Origin of the sequence: Mycolicibacterium agri (assembly GCF_002553505.1) — a bacterium.
Taxonomy (GTDB): domain Bacteria; phylum Actinomycetota; class Actinomycetes; order Mycobacteriales; family Mycobacteriaceae; genus Mycobacterium; species Mycobacterium agri.
This window is the reverse complement of record NZ_PDCP01000064.1, coordinates 1-15,676: the sequence shown is the minus strand read 5'-3', so window position 1 is coordinate 15,676 and position 15,676 is coordinate 1. Positions and strand designations below refer to the sequence as shown.

Below are 15,676 nucleotides of genomic sequence, written 5' to 3'. Positions count from 1 at the left end.
CTGGTCTCTGGGCAGCTCCGCAGCGCGGTGGATGGCGAACGCATGGGCGCCGGCGCGGCCGGTCGGAGCCGCGTGTCGTGGTGCACCGCGACTACCTCCCGAATGCCGTCGGGTCGACCATCAGGTGTGCGGACACGTCGCCGATCATCTGGATCTCGACCGTGCGCTCGGTGAAAAACCAACCGCCGTGATCGCGGCCGAACTTGTCGTAGTAGCGGCCGACGACGATGGGCTGGATAGGCACCGTCTCGGTGTCTTGCACCACGCAGAAGGTGGAGCGGCTCACGGCCGTCTCGTCGTCGAGGATCTCGACGATCGGGTTGAGCACCAGATGCCTTGTGCGCGGGGCGTTCCCGTGATCGGGATAGCGGCGAGTGGTCATCGCGAACACGTTGGCGATGTTCTCGGCACCCGACACCGATCCCGACGACGGACCGCCGAAGCTGGCCCGGGACAGCAACGCTCCGACACCATCGAAGTCTCCTGCGTCGACGAGTTCGGCGTAGCGGTACAGCAATTCGGTGACCTCGAGTTTGTCTGCCACCACTTGCGAACTCACAGTTGACCTTTCACCACCGGCAGTCCTGGGTCGCTGGCCACGTCGAGCGGGGACGGCGGCGCCCCGGCGGCGATGAGATGCGCGGCGAACGACGCGATCATCGCGCCGTTGTCGGTGCACAGCCGCGGCCGCGGAATCCGTAACGTCAAATTTTTGGCGGCACAACGCTCTTCGGCCAGCTCGCGCAGGCGGGAGTTTGCGGCGACCCCGCCGGCGATCAGTAGCGTGGACACACCGAGTTCGGTGGCGGCGCGCACGGCCTTGCCGGTCAGCACGTCGGCCACCGCCTCCTGGAAACCGGCGGCGACGTCAGCCTGCGACGCCGACGGATTGCGCTCGACGTAGCGCGCGACCGCGGTCTTCAACCCGGAGAAGCTGAACGAGTACGGGTCGTCGCGCGGCCCGGTCATGCCGCGCGGGAACACGATCGCGTCGCGGTCGCCTTCGCGGGCCAGCTCGTCGAGCACCTTTCCGCCGGGATAGCCCAGCCCCAGCAGCCGCGCGACCTTGTCGTACGCCTCGCCGGCGGCGTCGTCGACGGTGCTGCCGAGCTCTTCGATCGGCTCTGCCAGCGACCGCACGTGCAGCAGATGGGTGTGCCCGCCCGACACCAGCAGCGCCACGCATTCCGGCAGCGGCCCATGGTCATACACGTCGGCGGCCAGATGCCCGCCGAGATGGTTGACCGCATAGAACGGCACCTGCCACGCCACCGCATACGCCTTGGCCGCCGCCACCCCCACCAGCAGGGCACCCGCAAGGCCAGGGCCGATGGTGGCCGCGACGACGTCGGGCTTCGTGACGCCCGCGGCCTCCAATGCGCGGCGCATCGTCGGGCCCAACGCCTCCAGGTGTGCGCGCGACGCGATCTCGGGCACCACACCGCCGAACCTGGCATGCTCATCGACGCTGGAGGCGACCTCGTCGGCCAGCAGCGTCACCGTGCCGTCGGCGGCCAGCTCGGCGATGCCGACTCCGGTTTCGTCGCAGGAACTTTCGATGGCCAGGACGATGGTCATGTCGTTGCCTCTCGGGCCGGGCGTTTCATCGTGTAGGCGTCGGCGCCGCTCACCCGGTAGTAGCGCTTGCGCAGCCCCATCTTGACGAACCCGGCGCTCTCATACATCGCGATCGCGGGCACATTGTCGGTCCGCACCTCCAGATACACCGTGCCGTCGCCGGCGTAGTCCAGCAGCCGGTTCAGCATCACGCGCCCGATCCCCTGACCCTGATAGGCCGGATCGACCCCGATAGTGTGAATCTCGTACTCGTACGGCGGTTTTCGGCCAAGCCGCGCGATGCCGCCATATCCCACGAGCTTGTCGTCGGCGCGCGCGGCGACGTAGTGGATGTGCTGCGAGGCCAGTTCGCGCAGAAACGCCGCCGCGGGCCACGGGTCGTCGCCCTCGAAGAGCTGGGCCTCCAGCTCCGCGCACCGCGCCGCGTCACCGGGCCCCAATTCGTCGTAGGTGACGGTCACGGCGTCACCACCGGAGCCGGCTGCGGTTTGGCGTCGGGCCTGCGCAGATACAGCGGCACCAGCGGCTGCGGCGGCGCCGTCCAGTCAACGGCGCGCACCAATCCCGACGGTGTGGGGTAGACGGCGGGCTGACGCGGCAGCGCGAACAGCGCCGCGTGCTCGGGAGACCCGGCGACAGCGCCGGCGTTGGCCGGCACATCGGACGGCGCATTGACGGCAGGGCCCTCGACGCGCTCGCCGTCGCGGTAGCGCGCCCAATACACCTCGCGGCGGCGGGCGTCGGTGACGACGAGCACCTCCCCCGCCGTGTCGACACCGATCGCGTCGAGGCTGCACACGCCGTAGACGGGAACTCCGAGCGCCTGCCCGAAGGCGGCTGCGGTCGCCATGCCGACCCGCAAACCGGTGAAAGGCCCTGGGCCGCAACCCACCACGACGGCGGTCAGGTCGTTCACGGTGATCCCGGCGTCGGCCAGCGCGGCCACCACGTTGGGCGTGAGCTGTTCGGCGTGTGCCCGCGGGTCGACCGTCACCCGTTCGGCGAGTACGTCGATGCGGTCGCCGTCGCGCCGCACGACGCCCGCGGTGACGGCCGGCGTCGCGGTGTCGATGGCCAGAACGACATCGGTCATGACGTACTCCACCGCCACATCGCCGTCCGCACTTCGGTGTCCGGCGAGCGCTCCAACCGAATGTCGAGGTGACGTTCGGCCAGACGCTCGACGATGCCCTCGCCCCATTCGACGACAACGACGGCGTCGGCCAGGTCGGTGTCGAGGTCGAGCGAGTCGAGCTCGGCGAGCAGGTCGGTGCCCGGATGATCGAGCAGCCGATACATGTCGACGTGCACCATGTCGGGTGCGCCGGGCTTGCGGGCGCGATGCACTCTGGCCAGCACAAAGGTTGGCGAGGTCACCGGACCGTCGACGTCCATCGCCGCGGCGATTCCCTTGGCCAACACTGTTTTTCCCGCGCCCAGCGGCCCGGACAGCACGACCACGTCGCCGGCGCGCAGCTGCCCGGCGAGCTGGGCGCCCAGCGCCATGGTGTCCTCGGCAGTGGGCAACTCCGCGGTTCCCGACTGGTCAACCATGAGACTCGATCCGATCTCGCCCCGCGCCACCGGGGTTCGGCTTGCGCCGCAGCGGATGTGCGTCGTCAAAGCTCACCGGCATCGGCTCCGCGATACGTCCTGACGACCCGACCTCGCGGACTGGTGACGACCTCGTAGTGGATGGTGTCGAGCATCTCGGCCCAGTCCTGGGCCGTGGGTTCGCCGTCAGTGCCCGGCCCGAACAGGATCGCCTCGTCGCCCTCGCGGACATCATGTGCGTCCGGGCCGAGGTCGACGACGAACTGGTCCATGCAGATGCGACCGACGTTGGGCCGCAGCCTGCCGTTGATGAGTACGTTCATCCGACCACTGAGGGTGCGAAAGACCCCGTCGGCGTAGCCGACCGGCAGCAGCGCCAGCGTGGTGTCGCGGTCGGCGATCCAGGTGTGCCCGTAGGACACCCCTTCGCCTGGACGCACCGAACGGACCAGTGCGACGGAGCATTTCAGGGTCATCGCGGGCCGCAGACCCATGTCGCCGAGTTCCGGGACCGGGCTCAGCCCGTAGACCGCGATGCCCGGGCGGATCATGTCGAAGGCCAGGTCGGGGCGGGTCATCGCCGCGGGCGAGTTCGACAGGTGCGCGATCTCGAAGTGCACCCCTTGGTCGCGGGCTTGGTCGCGCATGTCGCGAAGCCGCTGCGCCTGCAGGTCGTTGACGGGGTTCTCGGGGTCGTCGCCGTAGGCCAGGTGCGACATGATGCCGCGCAACCGGATCGCGCCGTCGGCGACGGCCTGCCGCAACGTGGCCAGCATCGCCGGGTATGCCGTCGGGCTGACACCGTTGCGGTTCAGCCCGGTGTCGACCTTGATCGTGACCTCGGCCGCGCGTCCGGTCCGCCCCACGGCGGTCAGCAAGTCGTCCAGCTGTCGCGGCGACGACAGCGCCACGCCGATGTCGGACTGCAGTGCGGGCGCGAAATCGGTGCCCTGCCGATGCAGCCACGACAGCACCGGCGCGGTGATGCCGTCGCGGCGTAGCGCAAGCGCCTCCTCGATGGTGGCCACCCCGATCTCGGCCGCACCCGCCGCCAGCGCGGCCCGCGCCACCTGCGGCGCGCCGTGACCGTATCCGTCGGCCTTGACGACGGCCATGACCCCGGCCGACCCGGCGTGCTCCCGCAGCACCCGCACGTTGTGCCGGATCGCGGCAAGGTCGACCACCGCCTCGGCGTTTGCGCTCGGCGTCACTTCGGTGGCGAGGTCAGTTGTCGGCATGTCTCCGCCGATTGTCCCAGAAACCCCGATCGCGACCGCCATATCCACTACGGGCGGTCTGGCCTCCCCCTCGCCACGGCCTGCCCCCCGATTACGCCCAAACCGACAAATGGGCGCAAAAGGCCGAGTAGATCGCGCCATTTTGTCGAATTCGGCGCAGCACCGCCGCCAGGCGGGATGGCTTCGTCGACAGGTCGATCGTGGTCGTGGTCATGCCGCGACCTCTTTTCTCCGAGTCCACAGCAGAGTTACAGCGGCCACACCGGTCAAGCACGGCAGCAGCCCGACCGACGCCAACATCGGTGGTAGGCCGGTGTCGCCGGACGTGTCGCGGACGAACAGGTTGAACAGGCCCACCGTCACTCCGGCCGCCAGCAGAGCAGCCGCCAGCAGGGGCGCGAACCGTCGGCCCGCCTTGACGGCCCATATCGTCACTGCCCAGCCGATGACGCCGAGCACGCCGACGGCCGACAGGTAGATCAGGTAGGTGTTGGCCGCCACCTCGATCCGCTCCTGCGGATAGCTCGGGTAGCCGGCCCGGATGTGTTCGGCGAGGGCGTTGCCGGTGGCACGGTCGACGTACGGGACCGCCGTCGCCAATATGGTGAGCGCAAGTCCGGCGTACATCGCGGCGAGCGCTGGTCGTTTGTCAGTCATGTTGAACCTCATTGAGCTGCCATGGCGCGGCGCAGCACCGCGGCCAGTTCGGCCAGCTGTCGCTGGGACACCTCGGCGGACAGGATCGCTTGCGACCCGTGAAACGTCCCTGGCCACTGGTGTGCCTCGACGGGCACCCCGCTGCGCAGCAGCCGCATGGCGTAGTCGAGTCCCTCGTCGCGGTTGGGACAGAACTCCGCGGTGGCGATATGGGTGGGCGGCAGGCCTGACAAGTCGGCGGCCCGCGACGGCGCGGCGTACGGCGTCGCGGGTGCGCCGCCCAGATAGTGCTGCCAGGCGTGGCTCACCTTGTCACGGTTCATCCACGGTGTGTCGGTGAAGGTGCGCGCCGACCAGGTTTCCTGACGGTCGTCCAGGCCGGGCTGGTTGAGCAGTTGAAAGCAGATCGCCGGGCCGTGATCGTCGCGGGCCCGCAACGCCAGGGCGGCGGCGAGCCCGCCGCCTGCGCTGTGTCCTCCGACCGCGATCCGCGCAGGGTCGATGCCCAGTTCGATCGCGTGCTCGGCCGTCCACTTCAACACCGCGTAGGCGTCGTCGAGAGCGGCCGGGAACGGGTTCTCGGGCGCCAGCCGGTAGCCCACCGAAATCACCGTCACGCCGGAGCCGGCGGCGATGCGGGTGGCCCACGGATGCTCGGTGTCGAGATCGCCCATCACGAACCCGCCGCCGTGCAGCCACACGATCGCGCCCTCGGCGCCGTGCGGGCGGTAGATCCGCACCGCAACGTCGGGATCGGCGGGCACGATGCGGTCTTCGATGTCGATGCCGGAGGTGTCAGGCACAGGTATGGCGGCCGCCAGCTCGGCGAAGTTCTTGCGTTCGGCGATCGGGTCGCGCAGCTGCGCGGGCGGAAAGAGCGCCAGGAAAGCTTCGAGTTCGGGATCCATGTCAGCGATCCTCTCCGCCGCCGACACGCGGAATCATCCGACATTCGTCGCACATATTCGGTCGATAGCGCGACGATCGCCGCATAGGCTGCCCGTATGGAGGCGTTGGTGGCGCGGTTGTCGCGCCTGGACACCGACGCCGGAGGCGCCCTTCGCGTCGTCACGTTCTACGACGCCCTGATCCGCCGCCGTGTCGATCTGCCCGGATTGGCCCGGGCGTCCGCCGGACTGGCCGAATGCACCGCAGGCATTCAATTGACGGGCACCGACCGGATGATCCGCATGTCCTGCGACGGCACCGAGGCGGCCGGTCAACCGCAGCAGGTCTCGACGCGGGCCGCAGTCACGCTCGACGACGAGGAGATCGGTACGGTCTGGCTGGAGCGGCCCGGCCCGCCCGCGAAGCTCGACGAACTGCTGCTGGACCGGCTCGCGATCGCCGTGGCGTCGGTGGTGGAAAGGTACGGGCCCGCCCGCACGACGATGGCCGACCCCGCACTCGTCGAACTGGTGATCAGCTCCGCCAGCGATGCCGCAGCCAGGGACCGTGCACTGCGGCTGCTCGGTTTCCGCGCCGACCATCCGGTGCGAGTCGTGGCAGTCCGATCGCAGCCGTCGCTGGACAGGGTCGGCGCCGCGATCTGTCCTGGGCGCCCGGTCAAAGCCGCACAGCTTGCCGACGTCGGCGTCGTGCTCGCCTCCACCGTCGACACGGCGCGGTTTCCCGCAGGCGTGTGCGCGGGCATCGGCGCCGCACAACGCCCGGACCGGGCGTGGCGGCAGGCGCGCACGGCGCTGCGCTTCACCACCGCACGCCAACCCGTGCTGCACTACGCCGATCTCGGCGCGCTTGCGTTGCTCGCCGAAGTCCCCGCCGACACCGCCCGCGATAACGCCGATGTGGCTGCCGTCGCGCAAATCGCCTGCAATGCAGACGATTTGGACACCCTCGACGCGTACTGCACAACCGGGTCGCTGCGCCGCGCCGCCGATGTTCTGCATCTGCACCACAGCAGCGTCGCCCGCCGCCTCGACCAGCTGGGCAAGACGATGGGCTTCGAGCTCACCGATCCGACCGGCCTGCTGCGGGCGCGGATCGCCCTCACGGCGTGGCGTCTGCTCAACGACAGTTGAGCCGCGACACGGCCACGCTCAGTGCGCGAACGGTTTCAGGTGGTTGTAGTGGCCGCCGGGCTTGAGTTCATCGAGTTGGCCCAGAACAGTCACGGTGTCGTCGTACAGCGCACGCGCCAGATCCATCGAAAAGCCCTCGCGTACAACGATTCGCAACACAGACACATCGGTGGCGTTTTCCGGCATCGTATAAGCCGGCACCTGCCAGCCGTAGGCCCGAAGCGCGTGGGAGACGTCGAATTCGGTGTAGCCCCGATCGCCCTTCAACCGGAAGCTGATCACCGGAATCGCCGAGCCGTCGGAGATCAGCTCGAAATGCTCACTGTTGCGCAACTGGTCACCCAGCCACCGCGCGGTCTGTGACAGCGAGTTCATCACCCGCTCGTAGCCGCTGCGGCCCAGCCGCAGGAAGTTGTAGTACTGCCCCACAACCTGATTGCCCGGCCGAGAGAAGTTCAACGTGAACGTCGGCATGTCGCCGCCGAGGTAGTTGACCCGGAAGACGAGTTCTTCGGGCAGGTGTTCGGCGCTGCGCCACACGACGAAACCGATGCCGGGATAGGTCAGGCCGTACTTGTGGCCGCTGACGTTGATCGAGACCACTCGCGGCAGCCGGAAGTCCCAGACGAGGTCGGGGTGCAGGAACGGGACGACGAATCCGCCGCTGGCCGCGTCGACATGCACCGGGATATCCAGTCCGCCGTCGGCGGCGAGTTTGTCCAGGGCCGCACAGATTTCGCCGATCGGTTCGAGCTCACCGGTGTAGGTGGTGCCTAGGATCGCGACGACGCCGATGGTGTCTTCGTCGATGTTCTCCAGCACCTGCTCGGGCGTGATGACGTAGCGACCCGGCTCCATCGGCAGATACCGCGGCTCGACGTCGAAGTAGCGGCAGAACTTCTCCCACACCACCTGCACATTGGAGCCCATCACCAGATTCGGCCTGCGCGAGCGCCAGCTGTCCTTGTCCGAACCGCTGACCCGTTGGCGCCACCGCCAACTCATCGCGAGACCGGCGAGCATCACCGCCTCGCTCGAACCGATCGTCGACACCCCGGTGGCGCTGGACGGGTCGTCGTCGCGCAGCCCCTCGGCGTGGAACAGGTCGGCCACCATCGACACGCAGCGTGTCTCGATCGCGGCGGTGGCCGGATATTCGTCCTTGTCGATCATGTTCTTGTCGAAGGTCTCCGCCATCAGCCGTTCGGCCTGCGGATCCATCCACGTCGTCACGAACGTCGCGAGGTTCAGCCGCGAACTGCCGTCGAGCATCAGTTCGTCGTGGATGAAGCGGTAGGCGGCCTCGGGATCCATTGGGTCGTCGGGCATCCGCAACGACGGGATCGGCGCCATCGCCATTCGCCCGGTGTAGGCCGGGGCAATCTGGGGCGCGGTCGAACGGCTGGGGGTCATGGAGAGTCCTTTCGTGGCGGCAGTGCGACGACTACAGATTGGCGATGGCGGTGCGGACGTGGGCGAGGATGCGGGATGAGGAGGTGGGTGCGGGCCGCGGGCCCGGATCGGCGGCCGACAGGTTGGCCGCGCGGGAATGCACGAACGCAGCGGCCGCGGCGGCTTCACCGGCAGGCAGTCCCGCGGCCAGCAGCGCGCCGATGATGCCGGACAACACGTCACCCGACCCGGCGGTGGCCGCCCAGGACTCACCGGCCGGATTGAGGTAGACCGACCCGCCGGGCTCGGCGATGACGGTGACGTTGCCCTTCAGCAGCACGGTGGCGCCGAACCGGTCGGCCAGCTTGCGGGTGGCGGCGACGCGGTCGTCGCCCGGGGGTGCGCCTGCCAGCCGCGCGAATTCGCCCGCGTGTGGGGTCAACACCGTCGGCGCTCTGCGGTTGGCGAGTAGATCGGGGTGGGCCGCCAGAATCGTCAGCGCGTCGGCGTCGACGATGACCGGCAGGTCGGTGTCGAGCGCGAACCACAGCGCCGCCGCGCCCGCTTCGTCGGTGCCGATTCCGGGGCCGACGACCCACGCCTGCACCCGACCGGCAGAGCCCGGTGTCGGCGACGCGATCACTTCGGGCCAATGCGAAAGAACCTGCTGCCCAGCGCTTCCCGCGTAGCGCACCATGCCGGAGGTGGCCGCCACCGCTCCCCCGGTGCACAGCACCGCGGCGCCGGGATAGGTCGCCGAGCCGGCCAGCACACCGGTCACGCCCTGGGTGTACTTGTCGTCCTTCGGCCCGGGTGTGGGCCAGCGGGCGGCGACGTCGGCCGCCTCGAAGCTCATGATGTCGGTCGGCCCCAGGTCGAGCCCGATGTCGACCAGTTCGACGCGTCCGCACTCACCAAGCGCGTGAACGGGTTTGAGGCCGCCGAAGGTCACGGTGAGCGCGGCGTGCACGGCTGGCCCGCTCACTGCACCGGTGTGCACGTCGACGCCGCTGGGAATGTCGACCGCCACCACGGGGATTCCCGCGTCGTCGACGGCGGAGAAGACCTCGGCGGCGGCGGGGCGCAGCGGCCCGGACCCGGAGATGCCCACGACGCCGTCGATCACCAGATCGGTTGTCGCAGCCACGGATTGCACCACGCGACCGCCGGCCTTCTCGAACGCTGATAACGCTTTGCGGTGTGCCCGTTCGGGATTGAGGAGTACGGCGGCGGCCACGGCGCCTCGGCGTCGCAGGAAGGTCGCCGCCCACAGCGCGTCGCCGCCGTTGTCGCCGGAGCCGACGACCGCGCAGACCGACCGCCCGGCGATGCCACCGGTGCGCGCCACGAGTTCGCGTGCGATCGCGGTGGCCAAGCCGAATGCGGCGCGCCGCATCAGCGCGCCGTCGGGCAGCGACGCCAGCAGCGGCGCTTCGGCTTGGCGGATCGCGTCAGCGGAGTAGTAATACCGCATCAGCGTGCCCCGGTGATGCGGTCAGCCTGGGGTCCACGCATCGCGGCGGGTCAATTCTTGGGATCGAACGAAGCCGTGCGCCTCACGTTGACGTCGTCGCCGAACTCGCGCTCCCATTCGCCGTAGCGCTCCTCGATGAACTCCTTGAACGAATCACGAGCGCCCTCTGGGTCAGGTGAAGATTCGCGGTCGGAAACCGTGCTCATGTGTCAGAGCCTCCCTCATATTGCGACATGGCGTGCGCTCGGCTCCATCGTAGGTCCGAGCCCGTTTGCGGTGGGCGTTGCGCTGGGCTCATGTGGTCACCTTCATGTCCACGTCGTCCCAGAACCGGTGGGCCCGCGCCGCGATCTCGTCGGGATATTCGCCGTTGATGGCGTGCGAGGCGTCGGGCCACAGCTCGACCTGCCCCTGCGGCAGTAGCCTGCGAGCCCTCGCCAGTGCGCGGGCCGCGTCCAGCATCACGCTGCGAACCGCGATCAGCGCCAGCGTGGGCCGCTGCAACGAACGCAGCTGGTCGTCGGTGAACACCTTCGGCATGGCTTTGTCGATGACGAAGCTCTTCGCCGCGGCGGAGATCAGCTGCGCCTCGGGCAAGGAGTCGTCGGCGTCGGCGCCGCCGGAGATCCAGCTCAGTACCCGTCGCCGCAGCGGCTGCGGTACGGGCAGGAACAGCGCCAACGACGCCGCGACCGCCTTCGGCGGCGCCGGCGCGAACGTCATCACCGGGTCGAGCAGCGCCACCGACGCGATACGGGCGGGTTTGTGGATCGCCGCGTTGGCCGCCGTCCAGCCGCCGATCGACACTCCCAGCAGGTGCACACGGACCAGCCCGAGCCCGGCCAAAGTCTCGTCGAGCCATTGGGCCTCCTCGGCGGCGTCGCCGATGGGTTTGTCCTGCACCGACATTCCCGCTTCGCCGAGCAGATCAAGCCCGATCAGGGTGCGGCGCGCCAACAGGGGTGGGATGTTGGTTCGCCACATCGAGGTCGACGCATTGCGGCCCGGCAGCAGCACCACCGGCGGGCCGTCGGACGGGCCATCAAAGCGGTAAGCCCGCACCGTGCCGAACGACGTTGCGACGTCAAGCGATTCGCTGTAGGGCGGCAACTCGGCCATGGCGCGGCGATACACGGACAGGAATCGCGAGCGCGCCGATTCGCTGCGGAAGTGTCCGACCCTGCGCCGTTTACCCACCTATTCGACGGTGACCGACTTGGCCAGGTTGCGCGGCTTGTCCACGTCGTAGCCGCGGGCCTGCGCCACCCCTGCGGCGAACACCTGAAGCGGGACGGTCGACAGTAGCGGCTGGAAAAGGGTTGACACCGCCGGAATTTCGACCAGGTGATCGGCGTAGGGCCGCACGGTGTCGTCGCCTTCCTCGGCGATAACGATGGTCAGCGCGCCGCGGGCCTGGATCTCGCGGATGTTCGACAGCAGCTTGGCGTGCAGCGTCGCAGCATTCTTCGGTGAAGGCATCACCACGATGACCGGCAGCCCCTCCTCGATGAGCGCGATCGGCCCGTGCTTGAGCTCACCCGCGGCGAAGCCTTCGGCGTGCATGTAGGCGAGCTCCTTGAGCTTCAGCGCTCCCTCCAGGGCAACCGGATAGCCGACATGGCGGCCGAGGAACAGCACGGTGGGCGACTTCGCGAAGCGACGGGCCAGCTGCGACACCGGCTCGACGGTCGCCAGCACCCGCTGCACCAGTTCGGGCATGGCCTCCAGCTCGCGGTACTCGCGCTCGACCTCGTCGGGGTATTTGGTGCCGCGCGCCTGTGCGAGCGCAAGGCCGACGAGATAGTTGGCGGCGATCTGCGCCAGGAAGGTCTTGGTCGAGGCGACGCCGATCTCCGGCCCGGCGCGGGTGTAGAGCACGGCGTCGCATTCGCGCGGGATCTGGCTGCCGTTGGTATTGCAGATCGCCAACACCTTGGCCTTCTGCTCCTTGGCGTGCCGCACCGCTTCGAGCGTGTCGGCGGTCTCGCCGGACTGCGAGATCGCGATCACCAGCGTGCTGCGGTCCAAAACCGGGTCGCGGTAGCGGAACTCGCTGGCCAGTTCGGCCTCCACGGGCAGCCGGGTCCAGTGCTCGATCGCGTATTTGGCCAACAGCCCGGAATGGTAAGCGGTGCCGCACGCGACGATGAAGACCTTGTCGATCTCGCGCAGTTCCTGATCGGACAGCCGCTGCTCGTCGAGCACGATGCGGCCGTCGACGAAGTGACCGAGCAAGGTGTCGGCGACGGCGGCGGGCTGCTCGGCGATCTCCTTGAGCATGAAGTACTCGTAGCCGCCCTTCTCGGCGGCCGAGAGGTCCCAGTCGATGCGGAACTGGCGGTAGCCGTTGACCGGGTCGACGTCGTTGCCTTCGAAGTCGGTGATGCGGTATCCGTCGGCGGTGACCACGACGGCCTGATCCTGACCGAGTTCGATGGCGTCACGGGTGTGCTCGATGAATGCCGCGACATCGGATCCGACGAACATCTCTCCGTCGCCGACGCCGAGCACCAGAGGCGTGGACCGGCGCGCCGCCACGATCGTGCCGGGATCGTCAGCGTTGGCGAACACCAGCGTGAAGTGGCCTTCCAGCCGGGGCAGCACCGCGAACACCGAGCGGGTGAAGTCGCCGGCCGTGTCGCCGTTGCGGTATGCGCGGGCCACCAGATGCACGGCGACCTCGGTATCGGTGTCGCTGGCGAACTCCACGCCCAGGGCTTCCAACTCCTGGCGCAGCCCGGCGTAGTTCTCGATGATGCCGTTGTGGACGACGGCGATCTTGCCCGACGCGTCGCGGTGCGGGTGGGCGTTGCGGTCGGTCGGCCTGCCGTGGGTGGCCCAGCGGGTGTGGCCGAGGCCGGTGGTGCCCACGAGGCTGGCGGCGTCCGTTTCGGCCAGGGCCGCCTCGAGATTGGCCAGCCGACCGGCGCGCCGGCGGACCGTTATCCCCCCGGCTCCGTCGAGCAACGCGACACCCGAGGAGTCGTAGCCGCGGTACTCCATGCGACGCAGCGCGTCGACGACGACCCCGCGGGCTTCCCGAGTGCCGACGTAGCCGACGATTCCACACATAGTCCCCCAGCGTAGACGACTACCCAGCTAAGGTCATATTCGCCGACACGCTGGCTTGTAGTGCACTTTACGTGCCGCAACTCTCATATGGCTAATTAACGCGGCGTGGATTTCCTACGGACACACGCGCACGAGGCCCAACGGACCGCTCACACACGGCGGCGCGTAGTAATCGTAGTCGTATCCCCAGGCCGGGCGCGGTGGCGGCGGCAGCCATGGGCCGGGCCCGAAGCCGTGGCCCCACCGCGCGTAACCCGCCTGTGTTGCCGGGGTCGTCGGCGCGGCGTTCGCCATCGCGGACCCAAAGCCGAGGGCGGCAAGCGACATCGCTCCCGCGATGCCAACCCCCGCTACAAGTTTCATCAGCCTCTTCATCGATATCCCAAAATCGTTATCGGACAATGTGACTCGTACCCGTCCTGGTTTCGATGCTAGGCCGCACTACTTGTGCAGAGGCTGTGCGGGCGATATGTCTTTCCTCCCAATGCTGACCTCGGCCGGCAGGCCACCACGACAGCCGGGACTTAACCCGACCGTCGCGCCCGTGGGCTACGGTCAACAGGTGGCCAGCACGAAGAAGCTTTTCGCGGCGCTGAAACGGCGTGGCCCGCATCGTGTGTTGCGTGGCGATCTGTCCTTCGCCGGGCTGCCCGGCGTGGTCTATACCCCCGAGTCCGGCTTCAACCTGCCCGGCATCGCGTTCGCCCACGAATGGCTGACCGGCGTCGAGCGCTACACCGGCACCCTCGAGCACCTGGCGTCGTGGGGCATCGTCGCGGCGGCCCCCGACACGGAGAAAGGCATCGCGCCATCGGTGCTGAATCTGGCGTTCGACCTCGGCACCGCGCTGGACATCATTGCCGGCGTGCGGTTGGGCGACGGCAACATCAGCGTGCATCCCAACAAGCTCGGCCTCGTCGGCCACGGCTTCGGCGCGTCGACAGCGGTATTCGCCGCGGCCGGGATGCCCGCCAAACCGAAGGCCGTCGTCGCCGCGTTCCCGACGGTCACCAAGCCGGCCGCGCAGGAGGCCGCGGCGACGTTGCAGGTGCCCGGCCTGATCCTGACCGACCCGGGCGATCCGATGTCGCTTCGCTCCAACGCGGTCGAGTTGGCGCGCGCATGGAAGACGGCCACGCTGCGGGCGATGCCGAAGGCAAAGGCCGGCGGTTTGATCGAGGGGCGTCGGCTGGCCCGCGTTGTCGGACTGCCCGGCGCCGACAAGGACACCCAGAAGTTGGTGCGCGCGTTGACTACCGGCTACCTGCTGCACATGCTCACCGGCGACAAGGCCTACCGCGACTTCGCCGACCCCGAGGTTGATCTGCCCAAGGCCGCGGTGATGGATCCGTTCGCGGGCGACCCCGTCGACTTGGAGAACAAAGTCGTCGCGCTGCTGAAGCCCTAGTCTGCGACCCAGCGCTGCACTGATCGCGCCGACACACCCCGGCACTGCCCAACCAACCGGTTGGGGGTATAACTTGTGGGTGCCCAAAATGCGGACCGGGATTTTCCTCAACTACGCCGGCGGCTTCCTCGAGGCGGTCGACGAAGTCGTCGAATTGGAGAAGGTCGGCGTCGACATCGCCCTCGTCGCCGAGGCGTACTCGTTCGACGCGATCAGCCAACTGGGCTTCCTGGCGGCGAAGACATCGCGCATTGAACTGGGCACCGGCGTCGTGCCGATCTACGTCCGCACCCCGTCCCTGTTAGCGATGACAGCCGCGGGACTGGATTACGTGTCCGACGGCCGGTTCCGCCTCGGCATCGGGACGTCCGGCCCGCAGGTGATCGAGGGCTTCCACGGCGTGCCGTTCGACGCGCCGCTGGGCCGCACCCGCGAAGTGGTGGCGATCTGCAGGCAGGTGTGGCGTCGCGAGAACGTGAAGTTGGACGGCAAGCACTATCAGATCCCGCTGCCGCCCGACCGGGGCACCGGGCTGGGCAAGCCGCTTCACCTGATCAATCACCCTGTGCGCGAACGTATCCCGATCACGATCGCCGCGCTGGGCCCGAAGAATGTGGAGCTGACCGCCGAGATCGCCGAGGGCTGGCAGCCGGTGTTCTTCTATCCGGAGAAGGCCGACGAGGCCTGGGGCGACGCGCTGCGCGCCGGCCTGGCCAAGCGTGACCCGCAGCTCGGGCCGCTCGACGTGATGGTCAGCGCCACGCTGGCCATCGGCGACGATGTCGAGGACAGGCTGGCGTGGGCGAAACCGCAACTGGCGCTGTACATCGGCGGCATGGGCGCCCGCGGCAAGAACTTCTACCACAACCTCGCGACCCGCTACGGGTTCGGCGACGTCGCCAACCACATTCAGGATCTATACCTATCCGGCCGCAAGGCCGAGGCGATCGACGCCGTGCCCGACGAACTCGTGCGTCACGTATCCCTCATCGGGCCACGCGGATTCGTGAAGGAACGCCTCGCCGCGTACGCGGAAGCGGGAGTGACGACCCTGTTGGTGCACCCGCTGACCACCGACCGCCGCGAATCCGTGCGATTCGTCGAGCAGTTGCACGAGCTGCTCCCCTAGGCGTCACGGGCCGGCCTGCGGCAGCTCGTCGGCCGCGATCTCGCACGGGGTCTGCGCACCAAGGGATTCCGCGTCCGGCGGCGGCTCGCTCACGGGTTGCGGCGGGGGCGGCACCGGTGCGGGGGGTGGCGT

The 15,676-nt window shown here is 68.6% G+C and carries 19 protein-coding genes; 3 read left to right on the top strand and 16 right to left on the bottom strand.

The features are described from left to right. Nucleotides 1-91: 91 nt before the first annotated feature. From CQY20_RS25505 to CQY20_RS25470, 9 genes are all read right to left on the bottom strand, one after another. Complete coding sequence (locus CQY20_RS25505; protein ID WP_234816410.1) at nucleotides 92-559, bottom strand: nuclear transport factor 2 family protein; 468 nt, start codon at nucleotides 557-559, stop codon at nucleotides 92-94. Continuing rightward, nucleotides 556-1,578: a tRNA (adenosine(37)-N6)-threonylcarbamoyltransferase complex transferase subunit TsaD gene (gene tsaD, locus CQY20_RS25500; RefSeq protein ID WP_097942854.1), complete on the bottom strand. Its 1,023-nt coding sequence runs from the start codon at nucleotides 1,576-1,578 to the stop codon at nucleotides 556-558. The genes CQY20_RS25505 and tsaD overlap by 4 nt, the downstream gene beginning before the upstream one ends. Further along, complete coding sequence (gene rimI, locus CQY20_RS25495; protein WP_097942853.1) at nucleotides 1,575-2,039, bottom strand: ribosomal protein S18-alanine N-acetyltransferase; 465 nt, start codon at nucleotides 2,037-2,039, stop codon at nucleotides 1,575-1,577. The genes tsaD and rimI overlap by 4 nt, the downstream gene beginning before the upstream one ends. After that, nucleotides 2,036-2,671, bottom strand: coding sequence for a tRNA (adenosine(37)-N6)-threonylcarbamoyltransferase complex dimerization subunit type 1 TsaB (gene tsaB / locus CQY20_RS25490; RefSeq protein ID WP_097942875.1), 636 nt, complete (start codon nucleotides 2,669-2,671; stop codon nucleotides 2,036-2,038). The genes rimI and tsaB overlap by 4 nt, the downstream gene beginning before the upstream one ends. Continuing rightward, entirely contained in the window at nucleotides 2,668-3,132 is a 465-nt protein-coding gene (tsaE, locus tag CQY20_RS25485) for a tRNA (adenosine(37)-N6)-threonylcarbamoyltransferase complex ATPase subunit type 1 TsaE (protein ID WP_097942874.1), read from the bottom strand. The genes tsaB and tsaE overlap by 4 nt, the downstream gene beginning before the upstream one ends. A 65-nt stretch (nucleotides 3,133-3,197) precedes the next feature. Further along, nucleotides 3,198-4,370, bottom strand: a complete 1,173-nt coding sequence (gene alr, locus CQY20_RS25480; RefSeq protein WP_097942852.1) for an alanine racemase — start codon at nucleotides 4,368-4,370, stop codon at nucleotides 3,198-3,200. Between the two features lie 91 nt (nucleotides 4,371-4,461). Then, nucleotides 4,462-4,584: a hypothetical protein gene (locus tag CQY20_RS36005; RefSeq protein ID WP_272938832.1), complete on the bottom strand. Its 123-nt coding sequence runs from the start codon at nucleotides 4,582-4,584 to the stop codon at nucleotides 4,462-4,464. Then, nucleotides 4,581-5,027: a hypothetical protein gene (locus CQY20_RS35210; RefSeq protein WP_174814677.1), complete on the bottom strand. Its 447-nt coding sequence runs from the start codon at nucleotides 5,025-5,027 to the stop codon at nucleotides 4,581-4,583. Before CQY20_RS35210 ends, CQY20_RS36005 begins: the two co-directional genes overlap by 4 nt. Before the next feature lie 8 nt (nucleotides 5,028-5,035). Next, a complete protein-coding gene (locus CQY20_RS25470) occupies nucleotides 5,036-5,935 on the bottom strand; it encodes an alpha/beta hydrolase (RefSeq protein WP_097942872.1) in 900 nt (299 codons plus the stop codon). Nucleotides 5,936-6,031: 96 nt separating this feature from the next. Between CQY20_RS25470 and CQY20_RS25465 the strand changes: the two genes are divergently transcribed. Next, nucleotides 6,032-7,069, top strand: a complete 1,038-nt coding sequence (locus tag CQY20_RS25465) for a helix-turn-helix domain-containing protein (protein WP_097942851.1) — start codon at nucleotides 6,032-6,034, stop codon at nucleotides 7,067-7,069. A gap of 18 nt (nucleotides 7,070-7,087) precedes the next feature. Here the strand turns inward: CQY20_RS25465 and gad are convergent, their stop codons facing one another. The 6 genes from gad to CQY20_RS34565 form a co-directional block, all read right to left on the bottom strand. Continuing rightward, nucleotides 7,088-8,482 (bottom strand): glutamate decarboxylase, encoded by a 1,395-nt coding sequence (gene gad, locus CQY20_RS25460; RefSeq protein ID WP_097942850.1) that lies wholly within the window; start codon nucleotides 8,480-8,482, stop codon nucleotides 7,088-7,090. A 31-nt stretch (nucleotides 8,483-8,513) separates the two neighbouring features. Then, on the bottom strand, nucleotides 8,514-9,935 hold the full coding sequence (locus CQY20_RS25455) for an NAD(P)H-hydrate dehydratase (RefSeq protein ID WP_097942849.1): 1,422 nt from the start codon (nucleotides 9,933-9,935) through the stop codon (nucleotides 8,514-8,516). A gap of 50 nt (nucleotides 9,936-9,985) precedes the next feature. After that, nucleotides 9,986-10,141: a hypothetical protein gene (locus CQY20_RS34915; RefSeq protein ID WP_163700808.1), complete on the bottom strand. Its 156-nt coding sequence runs from the start codon at nucleotides 10,139-10,141 to the stop codon at nucleotides 9,986-9,988. Between the two features lie 88 nt (nucleotides 10,142-10,229). Then, a complete protein-coding gene (locus CQY20_RS25450) occupies nucleotides 10,230-11,132 on the bottom strand; it encodes an alpha/beta fold hydrolase (protein WP_234816409.1) in 903 nt (300 codons plus the stop codon). After that, on the bottom strand, nucleotides 11,133-13,007 hold the full coding sequence (gene glmS / locus CQY20_RS25445) for a glutamine--fructose-6-phosphate transaminase (isomerizing) (RefSeq protein ID WP_097942848.1): 1,875 nt from the start codon (nucleotides 13,005-13,007) through the stop codon (nucleotides 11,133-11,135). 114 nt (nucleotides 13,008-13,121) lie between these two features. Continuing rightward, complete coding sequence (locus CQY20_RS34565; RefSeq protein ID WP_133119130.1) at nucleotides 13,122-13,370, bottom strand: hypothetical protein; 249 nt, start codon at nucleotides 13,368-13,370, stop codon at nucleotides 13,122-13,124. A 199-nt stretch (nucleotides 13,371-13,569) separates the two neighbouring features. On the opposite strand from CQY20_RS34565, the gene CQY20_RS25440 reads away from it, so the two are divergent. Together CQY20_RS25440 and CQY20_RS25435 are read left to right on the top strand one after the other, a co-directional pair. After that, a complete protein-coding gene (locus tag CQY20_RS25440) occupies nucleotides 13,570-14,415 on the top strand; it encodes a dienelactone hydrolase family protein (RefSeq protein ID WP_097942870.1) in 846 nt (281 codons plus the stop codon). A gap of 88 nt (nucleotides 14,416-14,503) precedes the next feature. Beyond that, nucleotides 14,504-15,544, top strand: coding sequence for an LLM class F420-dependent oxidoreductase (locus CQY20_RS25435; protein WP_097942847.1), 1,041 nt, complete (start codon nucleotides 14,504-14,506; stop codon nucleotides 15,542-15,544). A gap of 3 nt (nucleotides 15,545-15,547) precedes the next feature. Here CQY20_RS25435 and CQY20_RS36135 read toward each other — a convergent pair. Continuing rightward, the coding region (locus CQY20_RS36135; protein ID WP_234816411.1) for a hypothetical protein at nucleotides 15,548-15,676 on the bottom strand (129 nt) is incomplete at its 5' end.